The organism is Alkalilimnicola ehrlichii, from assembly GCF_003399765.1.
Classification (GTDB): domain Bacteria; phylum Pseudomonadota; class Gammaproteobacteria; order Nitrococcales; family AK92; genus AK92.
The window spans coordinates 21,345-36,035 of record NZ_NFZV01000012.1 but is presented as its reverse complement, the minus strand read 5'-3'; the positions used below and the strand labels follow the sequence as shown (position 1 = coordinate 36,035).

Annotated in this window: 10 protein-coding genes; 9 read left to right on the top strand and 1 reads right to left on the bottom strand. The window is 57.1% G+C overall.

Annotated features, from left to right (window positions below; genetic code table 11):
- The first annotated feature begins 1 nt into the window (after position 1).
- The 4 genes from hrpA (at position 2) to lysS (ending at position 9,637) form a co-directional block, all read left to right on the top strand.
- Entirely contained in the window at positions 2-3,874 is a 3,873-nt protein-coding gene (gene hrpA, locus CAI21_RS12395; RefSeq protein ID WP_116302582.1) for an ATP-dependent RNA helicase HrpA, read from the top strand.
- A 405-nt stretch (positions 3,875-4,279) separates the two neighbouring features.
- Entirely contained in the window at positions 4,280-6,763 is a 2,484-nt protein-coding gene (locus tag CAI21_RS12390) for a two-component system response regulator (RefSeq protein ID WP_181919403.1), read from the top strand.
- Between the two features lie 132 nt (positions 6,764-6,895).
- Positions 6,896-7,994 (top strand): peptide chain release factor 2 gene (prfB, locus tag CAI21_RS12385; RefSeq protein ID WP_116302580.1). Its coding sequence is split into 2 segments (ribosomal slippage): positions 6,896-6,970 and positions 6,972-7,994, totalling 1,098 coding nucleotides; the frame shifts between segments, so codons are not numbered across the junction.
- A gap of 146 nt (positions 7,995-8,140) precedes the next feature.
- A complete protein-coding gene (gene lysS, locus CAI21_RS12380) occupies positions 8,141-9,637 on the top strand; it encodes a lysine--tRNA ligase (protein ID WP_116302654.1) in 1,497 nt (498 codons plus the stop codon).
- Between the two features lie 67 nt (positions 9,638-9,704).
- On the opposite strand, the gene ygfZ is transcribed toward lysS, so the two are convergent.
- A complete protein-coding gene (gene ygfZ, locus CAI21_RS12375) occupies positions 9,705-10,715 on the bottom strand; it encodes a CAF17-like 4Fe-4S cluster assembly/insertion protein YgfZ (protein ID WP_116302579.1) in 1,011 nt (336 codons plus the stop codon).
- 245 nt (positions 10,716-10,960) lie between these two features.
- Between ygfZ and CAI21_RS12365 the strand changes: the two genes are divergently transcribed.
- The 5 genes from CAI21_RS12365 to CAI21_RS12345 all read left to right on the top strand — a co-directional run bounded on the left by CAI21_RS12365 (position 10,961) and on the right by CAI21_RS12345 (position 14,677).
- The gene (locus CAI21_RS12365) at positions 10,961-11,152 is read left to right on the top strand and encodes a DUF1674 domain-containing protein (RefSeq protein WP_258868943.1); all 192 of its coding nucleotides are present in this window, start codon (positions 10,961-10,963) and stop codon (positions 11,150-11,152) included.
- 154 nt (positions 11,153-11,306) lie between these two features.
- The gene (gene sdhC, locus CAI21_RS12360) at positions 11,307-11,699 is read left to right on the top strand and encodes a succinate dehydrogenase, cytochrome b556 subunit (protein WP_116302576.1); all 393 of its coding nucleotides are present in this window, start codon (positions 11,307-11,309) and stop codon (positions 11,697-11,699) included.
- On the top strand, positions 11,699-12,079 hold the full coding sequence (sdhD, locus tag CAI21_RS12355) for a succinate dehydrogenase, hydrophobic membrane anchor protein (protein ID WP_116302575.1): 381 nt from the start codon (positions 11,699-11,701) through the stop codon (positions 12,077-12,079). Before sdhC ends, sdhD begins: the two co-directional genes overlap by 1 nt.
- A 3-nt stretch (positions 12,080-12,082) precedes the next feature.
- Positions 12,083-13,876 (top strand): succinate dehydrogenase flavoprotein subunit, encoded by a 1,794-nt coding sequence (gene sdhA / locus CAI21_RS12350; RefSeq protein ID WP_116302574.1) that lies wholly within the window; start codon positions 12,083-12,085, stop codon positions 13,874-13,876.
- A gap of 18 nt (positions 13,877-13,894) precedes the next feature.
- On the top strand, positions 13,895-14,677 hold the full coding sequence (locus CAI21_RS12345) for a succinate dehydrogenase iron-sulfur subunit (RefSeq protein WP_116302573.1): 783 nt from the start codon (positions 13,895-13,897) through the stop codon (positions 14,675-14,677).
- Positions 14,678-14,691 lie beyond the last annotated feature (14 nt).

Here is a 14,691-nt window from a genome sequence, read left to right as displayed (position 1 = left end):
AATGAAGGATAGATCCGCAGCGCAGGCGTTCGAGGACTTGGCTGAGCGATTGGACCACGTCATGCTCGCCCAGCGCGCCGTCTTAGGTAAGCGGCTGAACGGCCTGCGGCGCCGGGCCCGAAGCGGCCAGCCATATGATCGCGGCCTGGAAAAACTTCAGCTAGCCATAGCCGACGCCGAAGCGCAGCTCGCGACTCGACAGGCCGCTGCTCCCATTATCGACTATCCGGTCGAACTCCCTGTTAGCGAACACCGGGACAAGATTGCCGCGGCACTTACCGACCATCAAGTCGTGGTCGTGTGCGGCGAAACGGGCTCGGGTAAAAGTACCCAGCTGCCTAAGCTCTGCCTGGAGCTCGGGCGTGGCCGCCTGGGAATGATTGCGCACACCCAGCCGCGGCGGATCGCAGCGCGTTCCTTGGCCGCCAGAATTGCAGAAGAACTGGGCGAGGACGTCGGTAAGAGCATCGGTTACAAGGTGCGTTTCACCGACCGAGTAGGTCCTTATACGTTAGCGAAGCTTGTCACCGATGGCATGCTGCTGGCGGAGATTCAAGGCGATCGCGATTTACTGGCTTACGATACGATTATCATCGATGAGGCACATGAGCGTAGTCTCAACATCGATTTTCTGCTGGGTTATCTGAAACAACTCCTGCCGCGGCGGCCGGACCTGAAGGTCATCGTTACCTCCGCTACGATCGATCCGGATCGTTTCTCTCGCCACTTTGACAACGCGCCGATCATTCAGGTGTCGGGACGGACTTATCCCGTGGAGCAGCGCTATCGTCCGTTGGACGAGCGCGACCAGTCTGCGGCAATCGTTGAAGCGGTCGATGAGCTTTCGAGGGAAGGAACGGGCGATATTCTGGTGTTTCTAAGCGGCGAGCGGGAGATTCGGGACGCTGCCGAGGCTTTGCGGAAGCATCATCCGCCACATACCGAGATATTGCCGCTATTTGCTCGGCTCAGTACCGCCGAGCAGGCCCGGATCTTTAAGCCCGGCGGCCGGCGTCGCATTGTGTTGGCGACGAACGTGGCGGAAACCTCGGTCACAGTGCCGGGTATTCGCTATGTTGTGGACACCGGCTTCGCCCGCATAAGTCGCTACAGTTACCGCACCAAGGTTCAACGTCTGCCGATTGAGCCGATTTCGCAAGCCAGCGCTAATCAGCGTTCCGGGCGCTGCGGCCGCATAGCCCCGGGCATCTGTATTCGTTTATATGCGGAAGAGGATTACCTCTCGCGGCCGGAGTTTACCGAGCCGGAGATCATGCGAACCAACTTGGCTTCGGTCATTCTGCAGATGAAGGCCTGGCGTTTAGGTGACGTCGATGACTTCCCCTTTGTCGAGGCGCCGGACGGACGCTTCATTAACGACGGCTTCAAGCTGTTGTATGAGCTTGGCGCCGTTGATCGCGAGCGGGAGTTAACGGAGCTGGGCCACCGCTTAGCGCGCTTTCCTGTAGATCCTCGTATCGGGCGTATGCTGCTGGCAGCCGAACGAGAGGGCTGCCTGCGGGAGCTGTTGGTCATAGGCGCTGCGCTCAGTGTGCAGGATCCGCGGGAACGCCCGCTAGAGGCGCAGCAAGCGGCGGATGAAGCGCACGCCGCGTACCGGGACGAACGATCGGATTTTGTTAGCCACTTAAAGCTTTGGGACGACTTTCGCGAACAGGCCAAGCATTTAAGCCGGCGGAAATTGATGGCTTACTGCCGCGAACGGTTTATAGCGTTCAAAAGAATGCTCGAATGGCAGGATATCCACCGGCAGTTGAAAGAGCTGGTTAAGGGGATGGGGCTACGCGAGAACGAGCTTCCGGCGGATTATAGCCAAATCCATCGTGCGTTGCTGTCGGGGCTGCTCAGTAACGTGGCCTTAAAGGCGGAAGAAGCGGAGTACACCGGGCCGCGAAACGTCAAACTGCATATTCACCCCGGGTCGGGCTTGTTCAAGCGTAAGCCGAAATGGATCATGGCTGCGGAGCTGGTCGAAACCCGCCGCTTGTACGCGCGCGACGTCGCCGAAGTGCGCCCGGAGTGGATCGAACAATTGGCACCCCACCTAGTGCAGCGCTCATATGCCGAGCCGCATTGGCAGCCGAAAGCCGCCAGAGTGGCCGCTTTCGAGAGTGTCAGCTTGTATGGCTTGGTGCTCGTGGCGCGCCGGAAAGTAAACTTCAGCCGTATCGATCCAGTGGCGGCGCGGGAGATTTTTATCCGCGAAGGCTTGGTGTATCAGCGTTACCGCAGCCGCGGTCAATTCCAGTCTCATAACAAAAAGCTGATCGAATCGATTGAGCGGATCGAGGCAAAGGCGCGTCGGCGAGACGTGTTGGTAGACGAAGAGGCCGTTTACGCGTTCTACGACGAGCGGGTGCCGGGCCAGGTCAACAGCGGAGCTGCATTCGAGCGTTGGCGGAGCGAGGCTGAGAAAGAGACACCGAAGCTCTTGTTCATGAGCCAGGAACAGCTTATGCAGCGGCCGGCTCACGAGGTGGGGAGGGAGGCTTTCCCCGATCGGCTAAGCGTGCGCGGTATGCCGCTGCCGTTGGAATACCATTTTGAGCCTGGCGACCCGTTGGACGGGGTTACTGTCAGAGTTCCTCTCCCTGCTCTCAATCAATTGCCCGTCGAGCCATTCGATTGGTTGGTCCCGGGCCTGATTCGCGAGAAGCTTATCGTGCTAATTCGGAGTTTACCGAAGCAGTTGCGGCGGAACTTCGTTCCAGCACCGGATTTTGCCGATGCGGTGTTGGAGGCGGTAACGCCGGGGGAGGGGCGAGTTGCAGAGGTTCTTCGGCAGCAGCTAAAGCGCATTACCGGCGTCGAGGTCCCTTTGGATGCCTGGGATAAACTGGAATTGCCCGCCCACCTGCGCATGAACTTCCGTGTGCTCGGCGGCGACGGTAAGACACTGGCGCTGGGCCGCTCGCTCAATGAATTGAAGGATCGGCTAAGCGGGCATGCAAGCGAAGCGTTCTCCAGTGCTCGCGACAGCGATGGAATCGAGCAACACGGGCTACGGCATTGGAGTTTCGGCGACTTACCGGTAGCGGTCGAATCCGTTCAGCATGGCGTAACGATCAAAGGCTATCCCACCGTGATCGATGAGGGCGATAGTGTCGCGTTGAAAGTTTGCGATGCGCCGGAAGAAGCCGAGCGGGCGTTGCGAGCCGGAGTGCGACGATTGTTCATGCTGGCTTTGAATCAGCAAACGAAGTACCTCCGTCGCAACCTGCCTGGCCTGTCGGAGATGTGTTTGCGCTTTGCCAGTGTGGGCAGCTGCGAGGCGCTGCGAGAGGATATTCTAGCGGCTAGCTTCGACCGCGTTTTTATGCCCGACGGCGTGGCTTTACGAGAGGCGGCAGAGTTCGAGCGGCGGCTTGAGGAGGGGCGATCGGAGCTTGTAGCCACGAGCGAATCCCTGTGCCGAGCGGTTGCGCCAGCGCTCGAACATTTTCATCAGGTACAAAAACAGGTTAAACGGCCTTCCGGGTTTGCTCAGATGGAGAGCTATGCCGACCTTAAGGAACAGCTCGAACATTTGATTTACGTCGGTTTCGTATCGGCCACGCCGTATCATTGGCTCCAGCATCTGCCCCGCTTTCTGGAAGGCGCCGAACGCCGCCTGAATAAGCTCAGGGCTGATCCGGCGCGAGACCAAGCCGGTCTTAGCGTCATTCGCCCGCTATGGCAACGCTATCTTGAGCGGCGCGCGTTGCATGCCAAAAAAGGTATTGACGATCCCGCTTTGCAGCATTTCCGCTGGTTATTGGAAGAGTATCGAATATCCTTGTTTGCGCAAGAGCTGCGGACCAGCGTGCCGATCTCGGGTAAGCGTCTGGAGCAAGCTTGGAAAGACGTCGTGTAAAGAAAAAATGTTAAGTATAAAACTGCCGGTGCCAGGCGCAGGATTGCGGGAAGAGTGAAAAAAAGCGATAAGCTGCTGTATAAGAAACAAAAAGCAGGTGATTTTCCCCGAATGTGACAATTTGTCCTTGTTGCTTCCGCTGCCGGAAAATGATAATTAACGTTCCAATACGTCAAAGCATAACAACATTAGGCGACCACTCAGGTAAGAGGCGAGGCGCCTAATAGAACAGTCACAGCATTTCTGCAGAGCCAAGGGATGGGTTCGATTTCCAAACGCGTTCAGCAAGCCCGAGTAGGATTTCGTAGCCGTCGTATGTTCCGTCCGACGGGCCGCCCGTAGTCATAAGGGGTGTGTATGCACCGAACGCTGCTTGTTGAACGATCCGCAACGTTACGACATGTCTTGAGCAAATTGCTTGAGATGGAAGGTTTTGTCGTGACGGCAGTTGCTAGCAGCCAGGAGGCGTTAGCAGCGCTCGATATACGAGGGGAGCGGTTTGACGGCGTGGTCCTGGAGTGGCCGCTGCGAACCGATCCCATGACGGACGATCTATTAACGTACTTGGACAGCGCTAAACAACGCCCGCTAGCGGTCGTCGTGTTAAGCGAAATGGCGGACCCTGCTCAAATGAGCTGGAGCTCCCGGCGCCCGCGGACTGCGCTGGTGCTATGGCAAGACTATATGGATGTGGCCAGATCCCTTCGCAAACTCATCGAAGCGCGTTTTGAGCTAGGGAGTTGGCTGGATGAGGAGCGAAGGGAGAATGCAGTGTCGGATATACGCATGCTATTTGTGGACGACTCGCCGACCGTCCGCGGTAGCTACCGAAAACTACTGAGTCGTCACGGCTATCAGGTCGACACTGCCGCCTCCGTAGAGGAGGGTTTTGAGCTTGCCTGTTCGGGAGATTACGACATTGCCATTATCGATTACTTTATGCCCGGATCGACCGGGGATGAGCTGTGTCGACGACTAAGGGAGAATCCGGTAACGGCAGAAATGTCCCTGGCAATAATTACGGGCAGCTATCTCGATCGCGTCATTATGGATGCATTGGCGGCCGGCGCTGTCGAGTGCATGTTTAAAAGCGAGGCCGCAGCGCTTTTTCTGGCGCGAGTCGATGCGATGAGCCGGACTATTCATCACCGGCGTTCTATCGAGAAGCAGAGACAGCGCTTGCAAGGTATTTTGTGCTCTGTCGGAGACGGCGTGTACGGCGTTGATAACAAAGGCGCCATTACGTTTATGAACTCTGCGGCGCAGCGTGTTCTCGGCTTCGACACCCCAGAGCAGTATTTAGGCATCTCGCCGCGAGATCTATTCCATGGCTCGGCGGCGGACGGATCGGCGATTCCCGAGGGGGATTGTTTGCTAACGGCAGCTTACGCGCGGGGCGAACATCTCAGCGGTTGGCAAACCAGCTTTTGGACTCGCAGTGGCCGCGCCATTCCCGTCGAGTGTACGGTGCACCCGCTCTATATTGGGGGTGAAAGAGAGGGCTCTGTTGTTGCTTTTCGCGATGTATCCGAACGTAAATTGCTAGAGGAAGAGCTTCGCTGGCAAGCAAATCACGATGCATTAACGAAGCTATTGAACCGTTGCTACTTGGAGAAAGCGCTGGAGGATCGGGTCCAGCGTCTGGGGCAGGGCGATACTCGAAGCGCACTACTCTATATCGACCTTGACCAATTTAAGTACATAAACGATACCGCGGGGCATAGTGCGGGAGACCGGTTGTTAATCGACGTCGGACAGGTTTTGCAGGGACGCGTGCGAGCGACGGATACCTTGGCGCGTTTAGGGGGCGATGAGTTCGCGATCATACTCGGCGATGTCGCCGAAGAGGAGGCCGCTCAGGTGGCGGAGGAGTTTCGCCGTTTGATCGCCAGCGAAACTTTTGTGTACGCTGATAAGCGCTATAACATTAGTGCTTCTATCGGCGTTGCGCTTATCGACGAAAGTTCGGACTCTCCAGGCGAGGTGCTTGCCAATGCCGACTTGGCTTGCCATGTCGCAAAAGAGAAAGGGCGCAATTGTGTGCACGTTTACGAGCCGGAAAGCGATAAAAAACGTGCAATGGATTTGGAACTCGGATGGTCTAGTCGCTTGCACGAGGCGTTAGAAGAAGACCGTTTCGATCTGGCTTTTCATCCCATCGTTGCCATTAAGCATGTCATTGCGCCAACTGTGCCGGGTGGGCAGTGGGAGATTCCCGAAGAGCAGGTCAATCATTACGAGGTTCTGCTGAGATTGCGAGGCGCGGATGGCCAGGTTGTGATGCCCGAAGCGTTTTTACCGACGGCCGAACGTTTCAATCTAATGCCGGCGATCGACCGCTGGGTGTTACGGCGAGCGGTCGAAGAGTTAGCGATCCAACAGGCTGCCGGGCGATCCATTAATTTCTCGATCAACCTCTCCGCCCATACGATAGCCGATCCGGGTCTGGCTAATGAGATCGTTCGTCTCTTGGCCAACCACGGTGTCGATCCGAGCGCGTTGTGCTTCGAGATCACCGAAACGTCTGCGATCACTAACCTTGCTGCGGCGCGTGGCTTGATCGATCAGCTACGAGCACTCGGCTGCCGTTTCGCACTCGATGATTTCGGGAGCGGTTTTTGCTCGTTCGGCCAGCTAAAAAATCTTGCCGTCGATTTCATTAAGATCGACGGCCTCTTTACTAAAGGCGTGGTCAGCGACCCGATAGACCGGGCCGTCGTGCTCTCTATCGTAGAAATTGCGAAGGCCTCCGGGATTCGTACCGTTGCCGAATTTGTCGAAAATGCTGAGGTTCTCCGCTATCTATCGGAAAGCGGAGTCGATTTCGTGCAAGGCAACTTCATCTCCGAACCTCGTAACGACCCGCATCAAGTGGCGGTTTGTGCCTAAGCTCTTTCCCAAGACGGTCAACATAAGCTGTCCTGGTGTAGTAAGATTGCTCCCCTTCGTTTCGAGTGCGTTGTAGCTGCTGACGGCAGCGGCGCGTAGGCATTTAATTGGCCAGAAAGGGCGAGCTTATTCATGTTAGAAGTTAATACGCTTATCCAACAGATCAGCGACCTTCAAGGGCGTTACGAAGCCCTTAGGGGGTACCTTTGACTACGAGGAAAAGCACGCTCGGCTAGAAGAGGTTAGCCGCGAACTGGAGCAGCCGGATGTATGGAACGATCCCGACCGGGCACAGGCGCTCGGCAAGGAGCGAGCCTCTCTGGAGGCCGTTGTCCATGTGCTGAGCCGGTTGGCTAGCGGTTTGGATGATGCTTCGGATTTGCTTGAGCTAGCGAAAGAAGAGGGCGACGACGAGACCATCCAAGCGGTTGCCAACGATTTAGGCGAGTTCGAGCAGGAGCTTTCTACGCTTGAATTTCGCCGGATGTTCTCTGGCGAGATGGACCCCAATAACGCCTTTGTCGATATCCAGGCCGGTTCGGGGGGTACCGAGGCACAGGATTGGGCCAGCATGCTTCTGCGTATGTATCTCCGTTGGGGAGAGCGGCGCGGCTTTAAAACCGAGATGATAGAAGTCTCCGACGGCGAGGTGGCGGGCATCAAGAGTGCGACGATCAAGTTCGAAGGCGAGTATGCTTTTGGTTGGTTGCGCACCGAAACCGGCGTGCATCGGCTGGTCCGCAAGTCCCCTTTCGATTCCGGTAATCGCCGGCATACGAGCTTTGCCTCGGTATTCGTATCGCCGGAAATCGACGACGATTTCGACATCGACATCAATCCGGCCGATTTGCGTATCGATACGTACCGCGCCAGCGGCGCCGGTGGGCAGCACGTTAACCGGACCGAATCGGCGATTCGAATTACCCACAACCCAACCGGTATCGTGGTTGCATGCCAGAACGATCGTTCGCAACATAAAAACCGCGCGACCGCGATGAAGCAGCTCAAAGCCAAACTGTATGAGCTGGAAATGCAAAAGCGACGCGCAGAACAGGATAAGGTCGAAGAAACCAAAGCCGATATCGGCTGGGGTAGCCAGATCCGCTCCTATGTCCTAGATCAATCGCGTATCAAAGACTTGCGTACGAGCGTCGAGGTTGGAAATACTCAGTCGGTCTTGGACGGCGACCTTGACCAGTTTATCGAAGCTAGCTTGAAAGCGGGCTTGTAGACCGCTCCGCGGGTTGGTCGTTAGCGCTTAGCCAGTAGCGGCAGATGTCCACTGCCAAGCAGGGGCTTTCCGCCCCGCGCATTCGACACCCCTTGATGTATCACCGCGGGTTGCGTCCCGCCTCGGACTTGAGTAAAGAAGGCAGCATGAGCAGTCAGGAAGAAAACAAACTGGTCGCGCAGCGGCGGGAAAAGCTAGCCGCGATGAGAGAGGAAGGCCAAGCGTTTCCCAACGACTTTCGACGGGATTCGTTGGCGGCGGACCTGCATCGACAGTATGGCGATTGGGACGACGAGAAGCTTGAAACGGCAGCCGTTCGGGTGCGGGTCGCCGGCCGTATGATGGCTAAGCGGGTGATGGGGAAGGCAAGCTTTACCCAGCTCCAGGATATGTCCGGCCGCATCCAGCTGTTTCTCGCCCGCGACGAATTACCGGAAGGCGTTTACAAAGCGTTTAAAACCTGGGACGTGGGCGATGTTATCGGGGGCGAAGGCGTCTTGTTCCGCACCCGTACCGGCGAATTATCGGTACGCCTTGGCGAAGCGCGCTTACTCACGAAGTCTTTGCGCCCGTTACCGGAAAAGTTTCACGGCCTAACGGATCAGGAAGCGCGCTATCGACAACGCTATGTCGATTTGATTATGAATGAGGACTCGCGCCGGACCTTTGTGTTGCGCAGTCGTATCGTGGCGCATATTCGCGAGTTCCTGAATTATCGGGGCTTTCTGGAAGTCGAAACGCCGATGATGCAGCCGATACCAGGGGGCGCCACCGCGCGTCCGTTTATCACGCATCACAACGCGTTGGATATGCCGCTGTATCTGCGGATCGCGCCCGAGCTATATCTCAAGCGGCTGGTCGTCGGCGGCTTCGAGAAGGTTTACGAAATTAACCGTAATTTCCGCAACGAAGGCGTATCGACGCGCCATAACCCCGAGTTTACGATGCTTGAGTTCTATCAAGCTTATGCCGATTACCATGACCTGATGGACTTGACCGAAGCTATGCTGCGGGAGTTGGCGGTACAGGTTGTCGGTAGTGCCAAGATCGCTTACCAAGGCGAAACCTTTGATTTTGGCAAGGCCTTTGATCGGATTAGCGTTGTCGATGCGATTCTGCAACACAACCCGGATATACGCCGCGACCAGTTGCAAACGCTCGACGCCGCTCAGAGTCTGTGCGAGAGCCTTGGCATTCCGGTTAAGGACGGTTACGGCCTAGGTAAGTTGCAGCTAGAAGTGTTTGAGAAAACCACTGAACATAAGCTGCGCGAGCCGACATTCGTGATCGATTATCCGGTTGAAGTTTCGCCTTTGGCTCGGCCTAAAGACAGCGACCCGTTCGTGACCGACCGGTTTGAGTTATTCATTGGCGGGCGCGAAATCGCGAACGGCTTCTCCGAGCTCAACGACGCGGAAGACCAGGCCGAGCGTTTTCGCCAACAAGTGGCGGAGAAAGATGCCGGCGACGAAGAGGCTATGCACTATGATGCGGATTATATCCGTGCTTTGGAGTATGGCTTGCCGCCGACGGCTGGGGAGGGCATTGGTATTGACCGCCTGGTGATGCTGCTGACCGATTCGGCTTCGATTCGAGATGTGCTGCTGTTTCCGGCAATGCGTCCGGAAGTGGCTGGCGACTAAGCCCTAATCGGTGCCGACGCTTAGGGCGAGCATGGCGCATAGCACCGCTATGCGCCATCTAGTGGCCTTATTCCTGAGGAATCTCGTACGCTTGCGTTAAAAGACCGACCGGAGCTTTACCGACATGTAGGTTGGGGTCTTCGAGACGGTCTATGCGAAGTACGGCAAGCGCTTCGCTACAGCCGTCTTCGTCGCTCGGCGCGGCTAGTACCAACTCGCCCACCAAAGCATCTTTCGCATCCCGAACTTCCCCGCCGGCAGCTATTTCCTGGCTTGCGACCCTGACGCGGTACATCCGGCGCTTTAATTTGCCGAGATAGTGCATACGCGCGACGATCTCCTGCCCAGGATAGCAGCCTTTTTTGAAGTTGATGCCATCGAGCAAATCTAAGTTAACCGTTTGTGGAATAAGGCTTTCTTGAGTCGCGCCGAACACATCGGGTAGACCCGCGCGGATCATCAGCAAGCGCCATGCGGCTGTTCCTACAACGGCGGCGTCGGCAGTCAACGACGGCCAATAACGGCTCATCTCCGCGGGCTTGGCAAGTAACAGGTACAAGCGCTCAGCACTCGGCAGCCGTAGCAGGTAGGCGTTTGTGTCGCGTACTACGCCTTTGCCCTGCGGTAAGTCGCCAAAAAGAGCCTTTAACGGCGCCTCGGTGCGCGCAATACCCAGGGCCAGCATCTCTGTTTCTTCGCTAAGCGTGACTTTAGCGCGTAGCACAAACATCTTCAGGCGGGGAAGAACGGTTGCCATCAACTCCCGTTCTAGCAATAAGAGGAAGTCGTCGCCATCCCGGACAACCCGAAACAGGGCAAGCATCCGCCCCTTCGGATTGCAGTACGCGGCGAGGCACGTTTCGGCCTCGCCTAGCCCCCGGATGTCGTTGCTCAGCTGGCTGTGTAAAAACTCGGCCGCATCGGCTCCGGTTACGCGGATAACCGCTTGGCTAGGCAGCGGAGCGAGAGAAGCTTGGGTTGTTGCCGCTTTGGCGTCCGTTGCCGTATCGGCGATGACCGCTCCTTGCTCGTTGATCTGCGCCGCTGCCGGAAGTAGTGGTAGCCAGGGCTGGGTCATTATGAACTCCTATCGCCAAGTGCAAAATATCATAATCGAACGCGCGATCCGTCCGGTTCGCTCGCACTCGATTTGGCTTCGCTGGCGGGGCAGCGTTCGCGCACGTGTGCGCCGCAAGGCCGCCGTTCCGTCGCCAAGCCGTAGAATACGGATTAGGCCCGATATCGGCCATCAATACACCTAAACACTACGCCTGCCCAGTCACTTGTGCGATAATGCCGCGCGTTCTAACAGCAACCGATTGAATGATGATTATGACGAGCGAAGTGACTAGGAGAGAGCCGGCCCCCAAGCAGGCCGACGAACGCACCCCGCAGGATACCACGACGGCGACACAGCCGCCCATGCCGAAGGAAATCGGCGGACCGAAGGGGCCGGAGCCTACGCGCTACGGCGATTGGGAGCGGAACGGGCGCTGTTCCGATTTTAGGCGTTAAAGCTTGGAATATTCGGCAGTTTGAACATCGAATCTGTCGTGGCTGAACCGTTTTCGACTCCACAAGTTGAGCGACGAACACTTGCTTTAGCGTTCGCAAGCGTTTAGCTTACCCGCCGTTTACCGGCATGACCCACTGCAGAGCGAGTCAATAGATGCAGACGGATAAAAGACCGCTTTCCCCCCATTTACAAATTTATAAGCTAGGCTGGACAGGAATTCCCTCCATTCTCCACCGTATGACCGGCGTCGCGCTGACCTTGGGCAGCGTACTGCTGGTCTATTGGTTGGCTGCTATCGCAAGCGGACCGGAAGCCTACGCTACCGCACAAGCAATCTTCGGTAGCATTATCGGCCAGATTATCCTATTTGGCTTTACCTTCGCGCTGTACTACCACCTTTGCAACGGCATTCGGCACTTGATCTGGGACGCCGGTTACGGTCTGAAGATTGAGACCGTCTTGCGTAGTGCGCGCGTTGTTGCGATCGCCAGTGTCGTACTCACCGTGCTGACCTGGTTGTTGGTCTTCATTGTGGGAGGCGCGTGATGAGCTTACGTACACCGTTGAGCCGGGCAAAAGGCCTGGGTTCTGCTAAAGACGGGGTGCACCATTGGTGGATCGAGCGGCTTACCGCCGTAGCCTTGGTGCCGCTTTACATTTGGTTTGTTTGGGGCCTGATCAGCCACGCCGGCGCGGACTACGAGACTGTCGCTGCCTGGATCGGTTCGCCGGTCACTGCCGTGCTTTTGGTTCTGTTGCTTGCGGTCACTTTCCACCATGCACAGCTGGGGATGCAGGTTGTTTACGAAGACTACATCCACACCGAGTGGCTGAAGCTTACCAGCATCGTTCTCACCAAGTTCATCGCATACGTGCTTGCTGCGGCAGGCATCTTCGCGGTGCTGCGGGTCGCATTCGGAGGCTAGTGGATGTCAGGCGATTACACGATTATTGATCATACGTACGACGTTGTCGTCGTCGGCGCAGGCGGTGCCGGTTTGCGTGCTACGTTCGGTATGGCCGAGAAAGGCCTGAAAACAGCTTGTGTCACCAAAGTGTTTCCGACTCGGAGTCACACTGTAGCCGCGCAGGGCGGGGTTTCCGCTGCGCTCGGCAACATGGGCGAAGACGACTGGCGTTGGCACATGTACGATACCGTGAAGGGGTCCGACTGGCTCGGCGACCAGGACGCTATCGAGTACATGTGTCGGGAAGCCATTCCCGCCATTGTCGAGCTGGAACATTACGGTGTGCCGTTCTCGCGCACCGAAGAAGGCAAAATCTATCAACGCCCGTTCGGCGGAATGACCACCCGTTACGGCGAAGGCCGCGCCCAACGCACCTGCGCCGCCGCCGACCGCACCGGCCATGCCATCCTACATACGCTTTATCAGCAAGCTCTAAAGCATGAGGCCGAGTTCTTCATCGAGTACTTCGCCATCGATCTCATCATGGACGAAGAGGGCGCTTGCCGGGGTGTTATTGCGCTGAATCTGGCCGACGGCACCTTGCACCGGTTCCGGGCTCATATCGTGGTTTTAGCCACCGGCGGTTACGGCCGTTCCTATTTCTCCTGCACCTCCGCTCATACCTGCACCGGCGACGGGAACGGCATGGTGCTACGCGCAGGTTTGCCGCTACAGGATATGGAGTTCGTCCAGTTCCATCCGACCGGTATTTACGGCTCCGGCTGTTTGATTACCGAAGGCGTACGCGGCGAGGGCGGTTACCTGACGAACTCCGATGGCGAGCGGTTTATGGAGCGTTACGCGCCGAACGCAAAAGATCTTGCATCGCGCGACGTCGTTTCCCGCTCCATGACGGTAGAGATTCGTGAAGGCCGGGGTGTCGGTCCGAAGAAAGATCATATCCACCTACATCTGGAGCACCTGGGCGCCGAAGTTATTAACGAGCGCCTACCGGGTATTGCCGAGTCGGCGAAAATCTTCGCTGGCGTAGACGTCACCAAAGAGCCGATCCCGGTTATTCCGACGGTTCACTACAATATGGGCGGCATTCCGACCAACTACCGGGGCGAAGTCGTCACGCTGAAGGACGGCAACCCTGACCAGATCGTTCCCGGTCTGATGGCCATCGGGGAAGCTGCGTGCGTCTCGGTGCACGGGGCTAACCGTCTGGGCTCAAACTCGCTGCTTGACCTCGTGGTCTTTGGCCGTTCGGCGGCTATTCGCGCCGCCGAGATCGTTAAAGACGCCGGCGAGCACCACCGCCCGCTGCCGAAGAACGGCTCCGATCTCGCGCTGGAGCGCCTGGATCGGATTCGCAACGCCAAGGGCGAACGGCCGACGGCGGATATCCGCGCCGACATGCAGCATGTTATGCAGAACTATGCCGCGGTGTTCCGCACCGGCGAAAGCCTGGCCGAAGGTTGCGAGAAGATGGACGAGGTATATCGCTCCTTTGCCGAGGTCGGCGTCAGCGACCGTTCGCTGGTCTGGAACTCGGACCTGATCGAAACCTTGGAGCTGGAGAATCTGCTCGGTTGTGCGGTATCCACCATTCGTTCGGCCGTTAACCGCGAAGAAAGCCGCGGCGCCCACGCCCGCGAGGATTTCCCGGATCGGAACGACGACGAGTGGATGAAACACTCGCTGTCCTGGGTCGATACCCAAGGCAAAGTGGCGATCGATTACCGCCCGGTTCACATGTACACGCTGACCGACGAGGTCGAGGTCTTCCCGCCGAAGGCCCGCGTCTACTAAGCTGCGAGGTTACAGATAATGGCAGAGTTCAAACTCCCTGCTAATTCGAGAGTAGTCGAGGGCAAAGTCTTCCAGGCGCCCCAAGGCGCGAAGAACGTACGTCGGTTCAAGGTATACCGCTGGGAACCTGACAGCGGTAGTAACCCGCGGATGGACGTTTACGAAGTCGACCTCGACACCTGTGGGCCAATGGTTCTTGACGCTCTGATCAAGATCAAGAACGAAATTGACTCTACGTTGACGTTCCGTCGCTCTTGCCGCGAAGGCATTTGCGGTTCCTGCGCGATGAACATCGATGGCACGAACACCTTAGCCTGCACTAAGGCAATCGAGGACGTAAAAGCTCGGGAAGTGGCGATTTATCCGTTGCCGCATATGCCGGTGGTGAAAGATCTGGTTCCGGATCTGACCCACTTCTATGCGCAATTGGCTTCGGTTAAACCCTGGATGCAAACGCAAACGCCGCCACCGCCGGATAAAGAGCGCTTGCAGTCGCGGGAAGACCGGGCGCAGCTGGATGGGCTTTACGAGTGCATTCTCTGCGCTTGCTGTTCGACGGCTTGCCCGAGCTATTGGTGGAACGGCGATCGCTACCTGGGGCCGGCGGTATTGCTGCAAGCGTATCGTTGGATTGCCGACAGTCGCGACGAAGCGACCGGGGAGCGCTTGGATGCGTTGGAAGATCCGTTCAAGCTTTATCGCTGCCATACCATCATGAACTGCGCTAACACCTGCCCGAAAGGTTTGAATCCCGGCAAAGCGATTGCCGAGATCAAGCGTTTGCTCGTGATGCGTCGCTAACAGAGTTCGGGGCT